Below are 16,588 nucleotides of genomic sequence, written 5' to 3'. Positions count from 1 at the left end.
GGGCGAGCTGTCCGACACAGCGAGTTTTTCGAGTTTCTCGAGCGCGGCGAACGCCTGGGCGGGGCGACAGATGCGGGTGAAGCCCGGCACAACGGCGCAGGCACTGGAATATCCAGTGGGTGGACATGCATTATTGGTTATATGAGTTTGCCGCCGCTAGTCGAACCCGCCGCCGACCTGTCGGTCGACGAGGTGCGCCGCTATTCGCGCCACCTGATCATCCCGGATGTCGGGATGGACGGCCAGAAACGCCTCAAGAACGCCCGCGTGCTCTGCGTGGGCGCCGGTGGACTCGGTTCGCCAGCGCTCATGTACCTCGCCGCGGCCGGAGTCGGCACCCTCGGGATCGTCGACTTCGACACCGTCGACGAGTCGAACCTCCAGCGCCAGATCATCCACGGCCAGTCCGACGTCGGCAGCCCCAAGGCCGAGTCCGCCGCCGCCTCCATCCGCGAGATCAACCCCTACGTCAACGTCGTCATCCACAACACCGTGCTCGACAACGACAACGTCATGGAGATCTTCGCCGACTACGACCTCATCGTCGACGGCACCGACAACTTCGCGACCCGCTACATGGTCAACGACGCCGCCGTACTGCTGAACAAGCCGTACGTGTGGGGCTCGATCTTCCGCTTCGACGGCCAGGCCAGCGTCTTCTGGGCCGACCAGGGCCCGTGCTACCGCTGCCTCTACCCCGAGCCCCCGCCCCCCGGCATGGTGCCCAGCTGCGCCGAGGGCGGCGTGCTCGGCGTCCTGTGCGCCTCGATCGGCTCCATCCAGGTCAACGAGGCCATCAAGGTCATCACCGGCATCGGCGACCCGCTCGTCGGCTCGCTCATGGTCTACGACGGCCTCGAGATGGAATACCGCAAGATCAAGATCCGCAAGGACCCGAACTGCGCGGTATGCGGTGACAACCCGACCGTCACCGAGCTCATCGACTACGAGGACTTCTGCGGCTCGGTCACCGACGAGGCCGCCGAGGCCGTCGTCGGCTCGACCATCACCGCGCGCGAGCTCGAGACCTGGATCAAGGAAGGCCGCGACATCGACCTGATCGACGTCCGCGAGCCCGCCGAGTACGCGATCGTCAAGATCCCCGGCTCGCGCCTGATCCCCAAGGGCGACATCGTCTCCGGTGCCGCGCTCAAGGACCTCCCGACCGAGAGGCAGGCCGTGTTCTACTGCAAGGCCGGGGTCCGCTCCGCCGAGGCGCTGGCCGCCGCGAAGGCCGCGGGCCTGAGCAATGCCGTCCACGTTCAGGGCGGGGTGCTCGGCTGGATCAACCAGGTCGACCCGAGCTTGCCGACCTACTAGACGACGACACCGAACGGTTGCCGGGCCGCGTGGCCCGGCAACCGTTTCGTATGCCAGTCCCGTAACGGGTGTAAAAGAATGTCTGGCTTGTCCGGGCGCCTCTTCGTTCTGCCCCGGATACAACCGGTGACGCCGTTTTCGAGGCGTCCGCCATACCCTGCGGCAATGGATTCCAAGAAGGGGGCCATTGCGGCTATTTGCACCGAATGCCTAGGCTGGCAACATGATTCGGAAGAACAACTCAAGCAACCCCCGCTTCCGTCCCACGCGCCGCGCCGTCATGCGATTCGGCGGGGCCGCCGCGGTGGCACTCGCCGGCGGCGCCGCCGCCGCGGGAATTGCCGCTAATGCCTCCGAGGTCGGTCTCACCGCCGTCTTCGGCCCCTCGAAGGAAGACCTCGAAGCCGAACTGGCCGAGAAGATCGACGCCTACCTGGCCGACAGCGGCACCGAAATCGAAGCCTCCGTTGCCATCGAGCGCGGCGAAATGCACCTGGACTACAACGCGGACCAGACCCACATCACCGCCTCGATCGTCAAGGCCGAGATCCTGGCGATGATGCTGCAGTACTACGGCAGCGCCGAGGCCATCACCGTTGACCACCGTGAACTGCTGGAGCTCATGATCACGCAGTCCGACAACGACGCGACCACCGAGCTGTACAACTTCCTCGGCGGCACCGAGGCGCTGCACGCCGCGCACGAGCGCTACGGCCTCCAGAACACCACCAATGACGAGGACGGCCGCTGGGGCGTGACCCACACGATCGCCGCCGACCAGCTGATCATCGCCGAACTCGACCTCTTCGAGGGGACTTTCGCCGCCGACCAGGTCGGACTGGCCCGCGAGCTCATGGGCAGCGTGGTCGAGGAGCAGAACTGGGGCATCTCGGCCGCCGCCAAGGAAGGCGAGTCGATCTGGCTCAAGAACGGCTGGGACACCGAGTCGCAGCTGGGCGGCCTGTGGGTGGTGAACTCCATCGGCGTCCTCGGCGGCGACGGCGACGACCCGATCAGCCTTACGGTTCTGACCAGCAACGCGCAGGACGACGTCGAGGGCATCCCGGTCGTGGAGGACATCGCCAAGATCGCCCGCGAGGTCATCGACCAGCTCTAAACGCTTGCGGCGCAAAGTGCGTGCGGCCCGAGGCCCGAGGTTGCCTCGAAACAGGACAGAATTTTCAATTCCCGAATGGCCATGCGGCCCATTGTGAGTCCCGCTTTGTATCCAGGCGTGAAGGCCGCTGCCAAGAGTGGTGAGACGGTATGGCTCAAGAACGGCTGGGACAGCCGTACCTCGCTCGGCGGGCTGTGGGTGGTGAACTCGGTCGGGGTGATCGGGATCCCCGGCCAGAAGTCGATCCGGATGGCGATCCTGACCAGCAAGGCCGCCAATGGAACCGAGGGCATCCCGATTGTGGAGAAGCTCGCCAAGATCACCCGTGAGGTGATCGTCAAGGCAGTGGTCTGAGCGAAACGGCAAAGCGGCCCGGACCGAATGGTCCGGGCCGCTGTCGCGTTAGAGGCTAATCGCTCAGTACCGGCTGTATTTCCGCTACCGTCCCCTCGCTTCGCTCAGTACCGGTAGTGCTCCGGCTTGTACGGGCCCTCGACCTGCACGCCGATGTAGTCGGCCTGCTTCTTGCTGAGCGTGGTCAGCTTGACCCCGAGGGCGTCGAGGTGGAGGCGGGCGACCTCCTCGTCGAGTTGTTTGGGGAGCGTGTAGACGCCGATCGGGTACTCCTCGAGCTTGGTGTTGAGCTCCATCTGGGCCAGCACCTGGTTGGTGAAGCTGTTGCTCATCACGAAGCTCGGGTGGCCGGTCGCGTTGCCCAGGTTGAGCAGGCGGCCCTCGCTCAGCACGATGATCGAGCGCCCATCGGCGAACTGCCACTCGTGGACCTGCGGCTTGACCTCGAGCTTCTTGACGCCGGGTTCGGCGGCGAGGCCGGCCATGTCGATCTCATTGTCGAAGTGGCCGATATTGCCGACGATCGCCTGGTGCTTCATCTGACGCATGTGGTCGATGGAGATGATGTCGCGATTGCCGGTCGTGGTGATGAAGATGTCGGCGTATCCGACGGCGTCCTCGAGGGTCAGCACCTGGTAGCCGTCCATCGCGGCCTGGAGCGCGCAGATCGGGTCGACCTCGGTCACGATGACCCGGGCGCCCTGGCCGCGCAGTGCCTCGGCCGAGCCCTTGCCGACGTCGCCGTAGCCGCACACCACCACGGTCTTTCCGCCGATGAGGACGTCGGTCGCCCGGTTGATGCCGTCGGGCAGCGAGTGCCGCACGCCGTACTTGTTGTCGAACTTCGACTTCGTCACCGAGTCGTTCACGTTGATGGCCGGGAACGGCAGTTTGCCCGCGCGCTCCAGCTCGTAGAGGCGGTGGACGCCGGTGGTGGTCTCCTCGGTGACGCCCTTGATCGCGGCGGCCTTGCGGCCGTAGCGGGTCGGGTCCTCTTCAAGGGACTTCGCCAGGACGGCGAGCACCACGGCCTCTTCCTCGCTCTCGGCGGTGGAGGCGTCCGGGACGGCTCCGTCGGCCTCGTACTGGGCGCCGTTGACGACGAGCATGGTGGCGTCGCCGCCGTCGTCGAGGATCAGGTTCGGCTCGGCATCGCCCCAGTCGAGCGCCCGCTCGGTGCACCACCAGTACTCCTCCAGCGACTCGCCCTTCCAGGCGAACACCGGGACGCCCTGCGGGCTGTCGGGAGTGCCGGCGGGTCCGACGGCGATCGCGGCGGCGGCGTGGTCCTGCGTGGAGAAGATATTGCAGGAGGCCCAGCGGACCTCGGCGCCGAGCGCGGTGAGCGTCTCGATGAGGACGGCGGTCTGGATCGTCATGTGTAGGGAGCCGGTGATTCGGGCACCCTGCAGAGGCTGGGACGCGCCGTAGCGCTCGCGCAGGGCCATGAGGCCGGGCATCTCGTGTTCGGCCAGGCGGATCTCGTGGCGGCCGAAGTCGGCCAGCTTGAGGTCGGCAACCTTGTACTCGTCGGCACGCAGCGTGTTCGTCATGGGGGAAATGTTACGCGCCAGGCGTGAGCAGCCCGATGAACGGCGTGGTGGCGGGCGACACGGAAAAAATATTGGAGTCAACCCCCGTTTCAGCTTGACACTTCTGGGGCGGTGGGTAATATTGCAGATACGCAGCGTCACGGAGATGCGGACGGCCCACAGGGTCGGAAAGCACTCAGGTGGCAAAGCGGCAATACCAAACCGGGGGGAGTGCCCGGCAGTCTGGGGTGGCTGCCGGGCACATTTTTTGTGCTCCGGGCGCATCCGTCTAATTCGATTGCGTCGCTTCCCGATCTGCGAGATGGTCAGATGCGTGAGCATCTCTGACATCGAAATCCTTCCGATCGACCCGCTCGACCGTGACCTGGTCAACGGCTGGATCGGCACCCAGCGAGCCGTCGCCGCACACGACCTGCCCGGCGAGCCGCTTCCCAGCCCCTCGTTCCAGCGCCTCCGGCTCCTGCTGTGGTCCGCCGCCGTCGATGTCGAACGCTATGTCGCGCGGCGCGAGGGCGCCGTCATCGGGGCGCTTCAGTACTCGATGCCGAACCGGGACAACCAGCACCTGATCGAACTCGAGCTGGAGGTCCATCCGGAGCACCGTCGCGGGGGCGTCGGCACCGCGCTGCTGGAGTTCACCGAGCGGCGCGCCGCCGAGCTCGGCCGCGACACGATCCTCGCCTTCGCGACCGAATCGCTCGAAGGAGGACCCCGCTTCGACCACTCCGGGCGGGAGTTCGCGAAGGCGCGCGGTTATGCCGTGGTCGACCAGGAAATCCACCGCCGCAATGACCTCACCCTCGTCGGCGACGACGAACTCGGCCGGCTCTATGCCGAGGCCTGGGAGAATGCCGCCGGATACGAACTCGTGCAGTGGGTCAACGAGTGCCCCGATGAGCTGGTCGACGGCATGGCCATGCTCAACGAGCGCATGTACACCGACCCGCCGATGGGGGAGGACCTCGACATCCGCCCCGCCGTCTACGACGCGGCCCGCATCCGCAATACCGAGTGGACCGCGATCGAGCGGGGCCAGACCCAGTTCAACTCCGCGATCGTCCACGTCGAGTCCGGAGAGCTCGCCGGGATGTCGAACATCTGCCTCCTTCCCGGCGAGGAACTGCATGCGTGGCAGCAGGACACGATCGTGGAGGAGAAGCACCGCGGCCACCGGCTCGGCATGATCCTTAAGATCGCGAACCAGCGGCTCCTGCGCAGGTACCGCCCGCAGATCCGCTACGTCCACACCTGGAACGCCGAGGTCAACGACCACATGATCGCCATCAACGAGGCGATGGGCTACCGCCCCCTGTGCCGCGACCTCGACGTGCAGAAGAAGCTCTCCTGAGCCGAGAGTTCCCGCGTTGCAATGGGAAACGGCCCGGCCGCACTGCGGCCGGGCCGGTCTTTCGTCGGCGTAGGGGCGCTCGGGTGTCGTACCCCGGCGCTATCGTTTGCGTAGGGGCCCCCTTGGACTACCTGCTTCGGCGTGCCCGCGTTCAGACCGTGGCGAGGAACAGTTCGCCTTCGCCTGTGACCGTGAGGGTTTCGGCCGCCGCCTCCGAGAAGGCCGCATGGCCCGGGGTGAGCGTGAGCTCTCCGCCGGCGTCGGCCACCGTCACCGTTCCGCCCGTGCACAGGCAGATCCGCGGTCCGTCCACTGTGAATGACTGCGGCTCGGAGCCGACCTTGATGCGGCGCAGCGCGAAGTCGTCGATCGGGACCGGCCAGTCGCGGACCGGGCCCTCGTCGTGCACGATCGCGCGCGGCTCCGGCATCGTGCGGAAGTCCAAGACCCGCAGCAGCTCCGGCACATTGACCCGCTTGCTCGTCAGGCCGCCGCGCAGCACATTGTCGCTGGCGGCCATGATCTCCACGCCGAAGCCCTTGAGATACGCGTGCAGGTTCCCGGCGGGCATGTAGACCGCCTCGCCCGGCTCCAGCCTCAGGTGGTTGAGCAGCAGGCTCACCAGGACACCCGGATCGTCCGGGTAGAAGCGGGCCAGCTCGATCAGCACCGCGTCGCTCCCGGACTCGTTCGCCGCGCCCGAGGCGTGCATCGCGGTGGCGGCCTTGGCGGCGGCCGCGATGATCTCGCGGCATTCGTCGCGGTCCAGGCCGAGCAGGTCCGGGACGGCCCGACGCAGCCCGGAACTGCTGTCGCGCAACGTCGTCACCAGCTTCTCCAGGCCGCTCACCCCGAGCGCCTCGATCTCGTCGGCGGCGACCAGCGGGTCCCGGAAACCGCACAGGGCCCGGAAGTCGGTGAGCGCGACGATCAGCTCCGGCTTGTGATTGCCGTCCACATAATTGCGAAAGGCTGCGTCGATGCCGATGCGCAGCTCGCGCGTGTGGCCCGAGTGGGCCTGGCGCGAGTTGGGGTGCGCCTGGATCGAGAGCGGCTTGTCGGCCGCGAGGAGCTTGAGCAGGAACGGCAGCCGCGGACCGAACTCGTCCAGCACCCGCCGGCCCAGGAACCGGGCCGGCTCGGAGGCGATGGCGTCGTCGAGCGGGCGGCCGTCGTCCAGGATCGAAGGGGCGGTGGGGTGAGCCCCGAACCACTCCTCGGCCTCCGGCAGCTCGGCGGGGACCTCCCGACCCTGCAGTTTGGCGAGGTCGACCTGTGATCCCCATGCGTAGTTGCGGATTACGCCGTCAAGCCTCTGCACGGCCGCTCCTCACTGTTTCGAACCCAGAGGAGTCAACTGTAACTGTTCACCTTCCGGCCCTAATCGCCGCCGACCGTCTGGTCCTTGAGTTCGGAGACGGCCGGGACGCGCATCGGGTCGAGGCCGTGCGCAAGGGCGAGATAGACCGACGCGAAGTCCGGAACCGCGATGAGCGAGGCGAGCCGCTCCAGCGCGCAGCCGCCCTCGGCGGGGATGACGTCGCAGCGGATGCCCCGGCGTCCGGCCAGGTCGGCGACGGCGTCGGCGCGCCGGGTGTCGGGCTTGGGGGCGGTGTCGTCGCCGTCGAGGCCGTCGTCGCGCATGAGCACGATCCGCAGCCGCGTCAGCTCGTCGTCCTCGGAGTCGGCGAAGATGTCCTTCTTACCCTCGGCGAGCGAGCCGAAGACCCCGTCGAGCAGGCCCACCCGGCCGCGCCCGACCTCGCCGAGCTCGCCCGAGATGACCGGGTAGCGGGAGTTCGCGGCGAGCATGTCGCCCATGCGTCGGGCCGCCACGCCCGCGAGCGGGCTCGAACCCCACACGACCGGGATCGACCCGGCGAGGTTCATCGCCAGCGCCTTGGCGGGATTGACGTAGGCGTCCGTGTCGGCCCGGCAGCGCTCGGCGTCCTCGTCGAGCCGCCTGGCGGTCTCGGCGATGTCGGCCTCGTTGACGTGCACCAGACCCAGCTCGCGAGCCGCCAGAAGCACCGGAATCGTCAAGGCCCACAAGGAGAGCCGTGCGGGCGCGCGGCGCGGTACGGCCACGTACGGGGCGCGGGCGCGCTCGGCCACGGCCTGGAGTTCGGAGTCGGGGGCGCCGATGGCGACCAGGCGGGCGCCGCGGCGGGCGGCGGCCTCGGCGGCGGCGAGGGCCTCGGGGCTGCGCCCGGAGGCGGAGACGGCCAGGACCACGTCGGCGGCGCCGACCCAGCCGGGCACGCCGGCGGAGCGGTGGCCCAGGACGGGGACCGGGCAGCGGGGCCCAGCCACCGTGGCGAGGATGTCGCCGGTGCGGGCGGCAGTGCCGACACCCGCGACGACGATCGCTCTGGGGCGGCCCTCGTCGGCGAGGACGCCGAGTCCGGCGTCCGCCGCGAGCGCGGCCGATTCGCGCAGTTGCGGTCCGGCGGAGGCGAGTGCCCACAGGGCGCCGCCGGGATTGGTCGATTCGCTCAGGTCGCCTTCGATGCGCCGCTCGTCGGGGAGCCGGTCGCCGGTGATGCCTGCCACGCCGTCGTCGTCTGGACCCATGCTGTTATTCCTCCTTGACGGAGTCGAGGAGCATCACCGGGATGCCGTCCTCCACTCGGAACACCTTGTCGCATTCAGAACAGGTGAGGCAGTTGGCCTCTCGGTCGTAAGCGAGGGGTGCGTGGTGCGGTTCGGGGCAACGCAGCAGTTCGAGCAGGATGGGTGCCGGTGATGTTGCGGGCATGGGCGGTTCAGTTCCTTACGATGCGGAGGATGTCGTCGCGCAGCCGCTCCATCGAAGCCGGGTCGGGCCCTTCGACGTTGAGACGCAGCAGCGGTTCGGTGTTGGACGGGCGCAGGTTGGCCCAGGAGCCGTCATTGAACGCGACGGTCAGGCCGTCGAGCCGGTCGGTCGTGACCCCTTCGCTGGCAGCGTACTGCGCGGCGACCTCTTCGATCTTCGCGTTCGGGTCGGTGACCTTGGAGTTGATCTCTCCGGAGGCGACGTAGCGGACGAACTCGTTCGCGAGATCCGAGGCGCTGCGGTCGCCTTCGCCGACAGCCGCGAGGACGTGCATCGCGGCGAGCATGCCGGTGTCGGCGAACCAGAAGTCCTTGAAGTAGTAGTGGGCCGAGTGCTCGCCGCCGAAGATCGCGTCCTCTTCGGCCATGACGGCCTTGATGTAGGAGTGGCCCACGCGGGTGCGCAGCGGCCGGCCGCCGGCCTCGGTGACGATCTCGGGGACGGCCTTGGAGGTGATGAGGTTGTGGCAGATGGCGCTGCCGGGGTGCTTGGCCAGTTCGCGGGTGGCGATGAGCGCGGTGATCGCCGAGGGCGTGACGGGCTCGCCGTCGGCGTCGACCACGAAGCAGCGGTCGGCGTCGCCGTCGAAGGCCAGACCGAGGTCGGCGCCGGTCTCCTTGACGCGGGCCTGGAGGTCGACGATGTTGGCCGGCTCCAGCGGATTGGCCTCATGGTTGGGGAAGGTCCCGTCGAGTTCGAAGTAGAGCTCGTCGATGTCGAGCGGGAGCGCGGCGAGGAGCTGGTCTCCCAGGACTGCCGGGACGGTGTAGCCGCCCATGCCGTTGCCGGCGTCCACGACGACCTTGAGCGGGCGGATGCCCGACAGGTCGACCAGGTGGCGCATGTAGTCGGCGTAGGCGGCCAGGAAGTCCTCGCGTGCAACGGCACCGGGCGTCTCGGCGACGGGCGCGGGCTCCCCGTCGAGGATCGCCTGCGCCTTGTCGCGGATGTCGGCCAGGCCCGTGTCCAGCCCGATGGGGCGGGCGGCCGGCAGGCACATCTTCAGGCCGTTGTACTCGGCCGGGTTGTGGCTGGCGGTGAACATCGCCCCGGCCACGTCGCGCGAGCCGGCGATGAAGTAGAGCATGTCGGTCGAGCACAGTCCGGCGTCCAGGACGCTGGCTCCGGCGGCGGTCGCGCCGCGCGCGAACGCCGCGGCGAAATCGGGGCCGGAGTCGCGCATGTCGTGGCCGACGGCCCACTTCAGCTCGCCGGTCACGGCGACGGCGGCCGCGCCTATCGCCTCCATGACCTCGGGCGTGAGCTGGGAACCGACGAGTCCGCGGACGTCGTATGCCTTCACGAATTCGCTGAGCTGGGGAGCCACTGGAGAGTGTCCGCCTTTCGGAGGGTCCGGATGCAAAGAGGTGCGCGGTGCCGCTATGGGCCGGGGGGTTCGGCGTTTGCCATCGAGACTAGCGCTGCGACTCCTCGTCGCCGGCCACGACCCGGAGGTGACGCCGGGCACTCGAGACCGCGCCGCCGGCCGGGCCGGGACGCAGTCCCTGCCGCGGTGCGCCGTCGCCGGAGGGCACGGGCGGTTCCGGTTCCGACCGGTCGCCGACCGCCGCCTCGCGGACGGCATTGGCCAAGGCCACCAGGTCATCGTCGGTGGGCATGGGCACGGCGTAGTCGCCTTGATGGCGCACCAGCTCCCAGCCATGTGGCACCGTGAGCCTCCGTGCGTGGGCATCGCACAGGTCATAGCTGTGGGGCTCGCGTGTTGTGGCGAGCGGCCCGACCACCGCAGTGGAATCCGAGTAGATATATGTCAATGTGGCCACCGCCGGCTGGCGGCAACCGTTCCGAGAGCAACGCCGATCCGACCTCACACCACGAAACTACCACTCGCACCGGTGAACTCGGTGGCGCTGAGCAGTGGGCAGAGCAGATTCGTGCGCCACGTTCCTCGGGGACCGCCGGAGCGCCGCAAGGAAGCTATGGTGGGGCGCATGCGGAGAGATCGTCACGGCCGGGGCATGCGGGGGCCCCTGGCGCCGAGAGCGCTGCCGATGCGACGCACGTCGGTCGAGGTGTTCGACGCGGTCGTCATGGAGACGGTGGTGGCGATCGAGCGGCAGCTGTCGGATTCGGTGGGGCCGAAGTTCTCCAGCCTGCGTCACGTGGAGTTCGCAGTGGACGAGGTGCCGCCGCCGTCGCAGTCGTACGACGCCGACGTCGTGGAGGACCGGGGGGTCCCGCTGTCGAAGCTCTACCCGGGGCAGCCGGGGACGTCCGCCTCGGCGCCGCGCATCGTCTTGTACCGCAAACCGATCGAGCTGCGGGCTGAGGGCAGGGTCGAGATGGAGCTGCTGGTGCGGTCGGTGCTCGCCGAGCAGTTGGCGTCGCTGCTGAATCTGCCGCCGGAGGAGCTCGAGCCGTGAGTTGGCCCGCGATGACCCGCGGGTATCGCGCGCACGGCGAAGGGACGGGACATCGTCGTCCCGCCCCTTCATTGCTCGTAGTAGGGTTCCGGCCTTTGTAAGGCCTAGGCCGCCACCGGGATTCGTTCCCTTTCGGGGGCGACTCTCGGTTCGACCAGGTCGTCGACCAGCACCGAGCCGACCGGCATCGGCTCCGATGCCAGGGCGAACTGCGGTTCCAGTTCGGGGTTGATCATCGGGGCCGGTAGGCACACCACCACCGGCATCAGGCGTTCGGTCCGGCGCCTCGCTGCCTCGCGGGCCTGCCGCTTGATCTTGCGGCGCTCCCGTTCGGACAGTCCGCCCCAGATACCGAACCGCTCATCGTGTTCGAGTGCGTATTGCAGACAGTTCTCCTTGACCTCGCATCGCGCGCAGATGCGTTTGGCATCTCGCGTCGACCCCCCTTTTTCGGGGAAGAACGCCTCCGGGTCGGTCTGCGCGCACAATGCGCGAGCCTGCCACTCCGGAACGTTACCCAACAGGTCGGCCAAGTAGTCACGGCCGTCCATATGCGTCCGCCTCCTCGTTCGCGCACCGGCAAGCCGGTGCTCCCCCCTTGCAATCACTTGCAGGGCACCGGATGTCAGACCGAGGCCGGGACGCGTTTCCTCCCCGATAACGCGTACGGGCCTACAGCGGGACCTCGCGGGCCCGCTGTATTTAGCGGTCTTGGTGCCCGCGGGCGGCCTGAAGATGGGGCCGCGCCGCTCGACTCATCTGTATGGACGATGAGTGCTCATCGCTATTCGATAACGGTTCGATACCAGACGATAGCGCACAGTGACCCCGTTGATTGAAGGACCCCTCAGACTCACTCTTTGGGGGACCCCGAATCTGCCGGGTCCGCTGTGGAGGATCGCTGGCGGGACCCGGCCCGGCGTGCGAACAGCAGTCCCATACCGGCGAGGGCCAACCACACCGTGTCGAGCAGCAGTCGTTCGACCGCGGCCCGGGCGTCGATGAAGACCTGTCCCTCTTCGGCCAGTTGCCTCGTCTCGTCGAATCCGTACCGTGCCGCCGACAATGCCAGCAGCAAACCGATAACGAGGTAGGCGACGTAAAGGACTTGGGCCCAGCGGCCAATCACCCGTCCGGGTTGCAGCCAGACGGCGAGCGCGGGAGCGGCCAGGGGGATGACCGAGAAGAGGGTCTGCCGGGCGGTGTCGGTGAATCCGAGGCCTGCGGCGCGGCGGATCGAGTCGTCGCGGGGGTCGAGCCCGAACCCGAACAGCCACTGGGACACCGCGACCGCGATGAAGATCGTCGCGCAGGCGAGCAGGACGACGGCGACGGCGGTGCGGCGACGCTGGTTGGATGGCACGGACTGCATGGCCGCAATTACACCAGATCAGTCCTGCCGGTCTGTTTCAGTTCCTCCACAACGGCCTTGACCTCCTGGGCACGGTCGCGCGGGCATACCAGGAGCGCGTCGGGGGTGTCGACGATGATGAGGTCGTCGACGCCGACGGTGGCGACGATGCGGCCGGAGGCGGGGACGACGACATTGCGTTTCGACTCGGTCAGGAGCGCTTCGCCCGAGCCGCTGGCGTCGACGATGACATTGCCGACCTTGTCGGCGGCCTTGAGGACTCGGCCGAGGGTGTCGTAGTCGCCGACGTCGTGCCAGTCGAAGTCGCCGGGGACGACGCCGACCTTGCCCGCGGCGGCGGCCGGCTCCATGACGGCGTAGTCGATGGAGATCCGCTCCAGGGTCGGCCACAGCTTGGCGAAGAGGGCCTCGCGGTCATTGGAATCCCATGCGGCGGCGAGGGTCCGGACGGCCTCGTGGAGGGCCGGGCGGTGGCGGGCGAGCTCGTCGAGGAATACGTCGACGCGCCAGACGAACATGCCGGCGTTCCACAGGTAGTTTCCCGAGGAGACGTACTCGACGGCCGAGACCTGGTCGGGCTTCTCCACGAACGCGTCGAGTTGGTAGCCGGGGCCGACACCCGCGCCGAGGCGCAGGTAGCCCAGGCCGGTGTCGGGGCCGGTGGGGGTGATGCCGATGGTCATGAGCAGGCCGGACTCGGCCAGCTCCATCGCCTTTTCAACGGTCTTGGCGAAGGCCTCGCCGTCGGGCACGAGGTGGTCGGCGGCGAAGGACCCCATGACGGCCTTGGGTTCGCGTTCGGCGATGACGGCGGCCGCGAGGCTGATGGCCGCGGCGGAGTCCCTGGGGGAGGGCTCGACGAGGATATTGTCGCCGGGCACCTCGGGGAGCTGGCGGGCCACGTCGACGGCGTGCGCGGCGCCGGTGACGACGTAGACGCGGCCGGGGTCGGACAGCCGCCGCACCCGCTCGACCGTCGACTGGAGGAGCGAGGACTCGGAGCCGGTCAGGGGCAGCAGGAACTTGGGTCGTTGCGCGCGCGACAGGGGCCAGAGCCGGGTTCCGGAGCCGCCTGCGGGGACCACCGCGTGAAGCATGGACTCAGTCTTTCATGCCGTCACAACGTGCCGCTTCACCCGGTCTCGGCCCGGCCCGGCCAAGGCGTGAGATATCGCTTGCCGGGGCGATTCGCCGCCCGGTGGTGACGTGCGGTGGCGGGACGGACCCGCTGCGCTCAAGTGAGGAGCCTCTCGCGTTCCCAGGCCCGTCCGGGCAGTTCGACAATGGCGGCCCTCCAATAGACTCACGGCAGCCCCGCCCCGACACGTTCACTGATACATAGGAGTCCCCGTGGCATACCCACCCGCCCCGCCCGCCGCTTACGCCCCGCCTGTGAAGCAGAGCAACGGATTCGGCGTCGCCGCTCTGGTCCTCGGCCTGATCTCCGCGGGCCTGTGCTGGATTCCGCTCTTCAACCTGCTCACCTCGCTCCTGCCCGGCCTCCTCGCCGTCATCTTCGGCATCGTCGGCATCGCCACGAGCGGCAAGCGCGGCGGCAAGGGCAAGGGCACCGGCATCACCGGCCTGATCCTGGGAGTCGTCGCGCTCGCCGTCACGATCGCGTGGACGGCATTTCTGGTGAACGCCTTTTCGGAGGCCTCCGACCAGGTCGGCTCCCAGTCGGAATCCGAGTTCATGGCCTCGTGCCAGGCCGAGGGAAGCACCGAGGCGGACTGCCAGGCCGTCTGGGACGCCTTCGAGGAGTGGGGGATCTTCGGCGGCTAGCGCCACCCCGACGTTCGGGCCGCGGCGGTGCCGCGGCCCTTTTCCCTGTCCTAGAACAGCCTCGGCTGCGACTCGTCGATCGCGCCGCGCATGTCGTCGTAGTCGAGCACCACACACCGGATGCCCCGGTCCTCCGCCAGCACGCGGGCCTGCGGCTTGATCGCCTGCGCGGCGAAGATGCCCTCGACGGGCGCCAGGAGCGGATCGCGATTGAGCAGTTCGAGATACCGGGTCAGCTGCTCGACCCCGTCGATCTCCCCGCGGCGCTTGATCTCGACGGCGACGTGCTTCCCGTCGGAGTTGCGGCACATGAGGTCCACCGGCCCGATCGCGGTCGGGAACTCCCGCCGCACCAGCGACCAGCCCTTCCCGAGCGGAGCGGTGTCGGCGGCCAGCAGCTCCTGCAGGTGCGCCTCGACCCCGTCCTTCTGCAACCCCGGGTCGATCCCCAGCTCGTGCGAGGAGTCGTGCAGGATCTCGTCGATGGTGACTTTGAGCTGGTCGCCCGACTTCTTCGAGGTCACCGTCCACAGCTTCTCGTCCTCGACGATCGTGCACGGCGGCGTCATCCAGTTCAGCGGCTTGTAGGACCCGCCGTCGGAGTGGACGAGGAAGCTGCCGTCCGCCTTCATCATGAGGACGCGAGGGGCCATGGGCAGGTGGGCGGAGAGACGCCCCGTGTAATCGACTTCGCACCGAGCGACAACCAAACGCATGCCCAGCACCCTACCTGTGCCGTCCGGTGCGCCCGGCTCTGCCGGTCCGGGCCGAGTCGTCAGGCGGGGCCGGGGGAAAGGCCCAGGGTCTCGTAGTCGAAGACCAGGTCGGCTCGGGCCCTGGACCCCCGGATTCTCCGGGCATTGGCCTCGTCCACCGCCCGGACCCATTGGCGGGCTTCGGTGGGGGACTTGCCGAAGCGTTCGTGGCGGGCTATGAGGCGGGTGAGGCGGGTCGGTTCGTGGGTCTGGCAGTACCAGGATTCGGTGAGCGCCTTGCGGACGGCGGGCCAGGGGGCGTCGTCGTCCAGGAGGTAGTTGCCCTCGGTGACGACGAAGTCGGTTTCGGGGAAGACGGGGATGGAGCCGGCGATGGGCTGTTCGATGTCGCGGTCGAAGGCCGGGGCGTAGACGATGGCATCGCGGTCGGTGGCGAGGCGGCTGAGCAGGTCGCGGTAGCCGTGGCCGTCGAAGGTGTCGATGGCGCCCTTGCGATCCGCGCGACCCAGACGGACCAGCTCGGCATCGGCGAGGTGGAAGCCGTCCAAGGGGACCCAGACCGCGCGGCGGCCCTCCGGGTCGAGCGCGCGAGCCAGCCACTGCGCGACGGTCGACTTGCCCGCGCCGGGCGAGCCGGCGATGCCGATCAGGACGCGGCGCCCGCCACCGGACAGCGAGCGGACCCGCTTCAGCAGGTCCGCCGCTTCGAGCTTTTCGACCGATACCGCTTCATCGCCTTCGTTCGTCACCCGCCGAAATTAGCCGAGGGCGATGGGCAGCGTGGCAGCGGACCGGTCCGGGGATGAGCTGTCCGTTTGGCTTGGAGTGCACTCCAGGTTCTAGGCTTCTGGCCGAGGGGTCCCGACCGGGACGCGGAACGAACGACATCGGGGAGTGGTTATGGCCGAGCGAGTGGTCGTCACCGGGGGCAGCGGGAAGTTGGGACGCGCCTGCGTGCGTGACCTGGTCGAACACGGATACGACGTGGTCAACCTCGACCGGGAGCCCTCACCGGACGATCTCGCGCCGTTCACGAAGGTCGATCTCACCGACTACGGGCAGGTCGTCGAGGCCCTGACCCGCATCGACGACCGCTACTCGGGCGTCGACGCGGTCGTGCATCTCGCGGCGATCCCCGCCCCTGGCCTGCAAGCGAACTCGACGACGTTCCGCAATAACGTGCTGAGCACCTACAACGTGTTCGCGGCGGCCCGCCTGGCCGGGATCGCGAACATCGTGTGGGCCTCCAGCGAGACCGTGCTGGGCCTGCCGTTCGAGACGCCGCCGCCGTACCTGCCGGTGGACGAGGAGTACGCCCCGCGCCCGGAGTCGACCTATTCGCTGGTCAAGACCATGGAGGAGACCATGGTCGAGCAGTTCTGCCGCTGGGAGCCGTCGCTGAACGCCACGGGCCTGCGCTTCTCGAACGTCATGTACGTCGAGGACTACGCGGCCTTTCCGGCGTTCAATGACGACCCGAGCCTGCGCCAATGGAACCTGTGGTCCTACATCGACGCCCGCGACGGCGCGCTGGCGATCCGTCTCGGGTTGCAGCGCGAGGGAACCGGCAAGGAGGTCTTCGTCATCGCCTCGCCGGACACCGTCATGACGACGCCGACGCCGGATCTCGTCAAGGACCACTACCCCGAGCTCGAACTCAAGCGGCCGGTCGTGGGCCACGAGACATTGCTGTCGATCGAGAAGGCCCGCCGCCTGCTCGGCTACGACCCGCGCCACTCCTGGCGCCACCACGTCTAGAACGACGGGTGGGGCGGGCCGCATCGCGGCCCGCCCCTTTTTCTGTTTCCTTGCGGGAGTAAA

Annotated in this window: 17 protein-coding genes and 1 pseudogene; 7 read left to right on the top strand and 11 right to left on the bottom strand. The window is 68.4% G+C overall.

What is annotated here, in order from left to right; all coding sequences use genetic code 11:
• Positions 1-141 precede the first annotated feature (141 nt).
• The 3 genes from moeZ (at position 142) to FAB82_RS02750 (ending at position 2,791) form a co-directional block, all read left to right on the top strand.
• Entirely contained in the window at positions 142-1,320 is a 1,179-nt protein-coding gene (gene moeZ / locus FAB82_RS02760; protein WP_136533009.1) for an adenylyltransferase/sulfurtransferase MoeZ, read from the top strand.
• A gap of 223 nt (positions 1,321-1,543) precedes the next feature.
• Positions 1,544-2,437: a serine hydrolase gene (locus FAB82_RS02755; protein ID WP_136533008.1), complete on the top strand. Its 894-nt coding sequence runs from the start codon at positions 1,544-1,546 to the stop codon at positions 2,435-2,437.
• Between the two features lie 117 nt (positions 2,438-2,554).
• Positions 2,555-2,791 (top strand): hypothetical protein, encoded by a 237-nt coding sequence (locus FAB82_RS02750; protein WP_136533007.1) that lies wholly within the window; start codon positions 2,555-2,557, stop codon positions 2,789-2,791.
• Between the two features lie 104 nt (positions 2,792-2,895).
• Here the strand turns inward: FAB82_RS02750 and ahcY are convergent, their stop codons facing one another.
• Complete coding sequence (gene ahcY, locus FAB82_RS02745) at positions 2,896-4,344, bottom strand: adenosylhomocysteinase (RefSeq protein ID WP_136533006.1); 1,449 nt, start codon at positions 4,342-4,344, stop codon at positions 2,896-2,898.
• 313 nt (positions 4,345-4,657) lie between these two features.
• Between ahcY and FAB82_RS02740 the strand changes: the two genes are divergently transcribed.
• Positions 4,658-5,692, top strand: a complete 1,035-nt coding sequence (locus tag FAB82_RS02740; protein ID WP_168801388.1) for a GNAT family N-acetyltransferase — start codon at positions 4,658-4,660, stop codon at positions 5,690-5,692.
• A gap of 151 nt (positions 5,693-5,843) precedes the next feature.
• On the opposite strand, the gene manA is transcribed toward FAB82_RS02740, so the two are convergent.
• From manA to FAB82_RS02715, 5 genes are all read right to left on the bottom strand, one after another.
• Entirely contained in the window at positions 5,844-7,013 is a 1,170-nt protein-coding gene (gene manA / locus FAB82_RS02735; RefSeq protein ID WP_136533004.1) for a mannose-6-phosphate isomerase, class I, read from the bottom strand.
• A 59-nt stretch (positions 7,014-7,072) separates the two neighbouring features.
• Positions 7,073-8,266, bottom strand: coding sequence for an SIS domain-containing protein (locus tag FAB82_RS02730; RefSeq protein WP_136533003.1), 1,194 nt, complete (start codon positions 8,264-8,266; stop codon positions 7,073-7,075).
• A gap of 4 nt (positions 8,267-8,270) precedes the next feature.
• Positions 8,271-8,450 carry a Trm112 family protein gene (locus FAB82_RS02725; protein ID WP_136533002.1) on the bottom strand — a complete coding sequence of 60 codons (180 nt, stop codon included), beginning with the start codon at positions 8,448-8,450 and terminating at the stop codon, positions 8,271-8,273.
• Positions 8,451-8,457: 7 nt separating this feature from the next.
• Positions 8,458-9,837, bottom strand: coding sequence for a phosphomannomutase/phosphoglucomutase (locus FAB82_RS02720; RefSeq protein ID WP_136533001.1), 1,380 nt, complete (start codon positions 9,835-9,837; stop codon positions 8,458-8,460).
• A gap of 88 nt (positions 9,838-9,925) precedes the next feature.
• Positions 9,926-10,342: a DUF3499 domain-containing protein gene (locus FAB82_RS02715; RefSeq protein WP_136533000.1), complete on the bottom strand. Its 417-nt coding sequence runs from the start codon at positions 10,340-10,342 to the stop codon at positions 9,926-9,928.
• Positions 10,343-10,462: 120 nt separating this feature from the next.
• Between FAB82_RS02715 and FAB82_RS02710 the strand changes: the two genes are divergently transcribed.
• Complete coding sequence (locus tag FAB82_RS02710) at positions 10,463-10,894, top strand: metallopeptidase family protein (RefSeq protein ID WP_246039419.1); 432 nt, start codon at positions 10,463-10,465, stop codon at positions 10,892-10,894.
• A 299-nt stretch (positions 10,895-11,193) separates the two neighbouring features.
• Here the strand turns inward: FAB82_RS02710 and FAB82_RS28510 are convergent.
• The 3 genes and pseudogenes from FAB82_RS28510 to FAB82_RS02695 all read right to left on the bottom strand — a co-directional run.
• Positions 11,194-11,445 (bottom strand): annotated as a pseudogene (locus FAB82_RS28510) (WhiB family transcriptional regulator); the annotation flags it as partial.
• Positions 11,446-11,747: 302 nt separating this feature from the next.
• Entirely contained in the window at positions 11,748-12,266 is a 519-nt protein-coding gene (locus tag FAB82_RS02700) for a hypothetical protein (protein WP_136532998.1), read from the bottom strand.
• Positions 12,267-12,274: 8 nt separating this feature from the next.
• Positions 12,275-13,363 (bottom strand): mannose-1-phosphate guanylyltransferase, encoded by a 1,089-nt coding sequence (locus tag FAB82_RS02695; protein WP_136532997.1) that lies wholly within the window; start codon positions 13,361-13,363, stop codon positions 12,275-12,277.
• A gap of 253 nt (positions 13,364-13,616) precedes the next feature.
• Here FAB82_RS02695 and FAB82_RS02690 point away from each other — a divergent pair, with 253 nt between their 5' ends.
• The gene (locus FAB82_RS02690) at positions 13,617-14,051 is read left to right on the top strand and encodes a hypothetical protein (RefSeq protein WP_136532996.1); all 435 of its coding nucleotides are present in this window, start codon (positions 13,617-13,619) and stop codon (positions 14,049-14,051) included.
• A 50-nt stretch (positions 14,052-14,101) separates the two neighbouring features.
• Here the strand turns inward: FAB82_RS02690 and nucS are convergent, their stop codons facing one another.
• Both nucS and FAB82_RS02680 read right to left on the bottom strand, forming a co-directional pair.
• Complete coding sequence (nucS, locus tag FAB82_RS02685; protein WP_136532995.1) at positions 14,102-14,767, bottom strand: endonuclease NucS; 666 nt, start codon at positions 14,765-14,767, stop codon at positions 14,102-14,104.
• 59 nt (positions 14,768-14,826) lie between these two features.
• Positions 14,827-15,516 carry a nucleoside/nucleotide kinase family protein gene (locus tag FAB82_RS02680; RefSeq protein WP_136532994.1) on the bottom strand — a complete coding sequence of 230 codons (690 nt, stop codon included), beginning with the start codon at positions 15,514-15,516 and terminating at the stop codon, positions 14,827-14,829.
• Positions 15,517-15,667: 151 nt separating this feature from the next.
• Between FAB82_RS02680 and FAB82_RS02675 the strand changes: the two genes are divergently transcribed.
• Positions 15,668-16,525: an NAD-dependent epimerase/dehydratase family protein gene (locus FAB82_RS02675; RefSeq protein WP_136532993.1), complete on the top strand. Its 858-nt coding sequence runs from the start codon at positions 15,668-15,670 to the stop codon at positions 16,523-16,525.
• The last annotated feature ends 63 nt before the right edge of the window (positions 16,526-16,588 follow it).

It is taken from the genome of Glycomyces buryatensis (assembly GCF_004912275.1).
GTDB lineage: Bacteria > Actinomycetota > Actinomycetes > Mycobacteriales > Micromonosporaceae > Glycomyces > Glycomyces buryatensis.
The sequence above is the reverse complement of the archived record's forward strand: the minus strand, read 5'-3'. Positions and strand labels throughout refer to the sequence as shown.

Excerpts from the sequence above, each read along its gene's own strand:
- nucS (WP_136532995.1), bottom strand. The coding sequence starts at position 14,767 with ATGCGTTTGGTTGTCGCTCGGTGCGAAGTCGATTACACGGGGCGTCTC.
- FAB82_RS02730 (WP_136533003.1), bottom strand. The coding sequence starts at position 8,266 with ATGGGTCCAGACGACGACGGCGTGGCAGGCATCACCGGCGACCGGCTC.
- FAB82_RS02695 (WP_136532997.1), bottom strand. The coding sequence starts at position 13,363 with ATGCTTCACGCGGTGGTCCCCGCAGGCGGCTCCGGAACCCGGCTCTGG.
- moeZ (WP_136533009.1), top strand. The coding sequence starts at position 142 with ATGAGTTTGCCGCCGCTAGTCGAACCCGCCGCCGACCTGTCGGTCGAC.
- ahcY (WP_136533006.1), bottom strand. The coding sequence starts at position 4,344 with ATGACGAACACGCTGCGTGCCGACGAGTACAAGGTTGCCGACCTCAAG.
- FAB82_RS02755 (WP_136533008.1), top strand. The coding sequence starts at position 1,544 with ATGATTCGGAAGAACAACTCAAGCAACCCCCGCTTCCGTCCCACGCGC.
- FAB82_RS02725 (WP_136533002.1), bottom strand. The coding sequence starts at position 8,450 with ATGCCCGCAACATCACCGGCACCCATCCTGCTCGAACTGCTGCGTTGC.
- FAB82_RS02675 (WP_136532993.1), top strand. The coding sequence starts at position 15,668 with ATGGCCGAGCGAGTGGTCGTCACCGGGGGCAGCGGGAAGTTGGGACGC.
- FAB82_RS02700 (WP_136532998.1), bottom strand. The coding sequence starts at position 12,266 with ATGCAGTCCGTGCCATCCAACCAGCGTCGCCGCACCGCCGTCGCCGTC.
- FAB82_RS02710 (WP_246039419.1), top strand. The coding sequence starts at position 10,463 with ATGCGGAGAGATCGTCACGGCCGGGGCATGCGGGGGCCCCTGGCGCCG.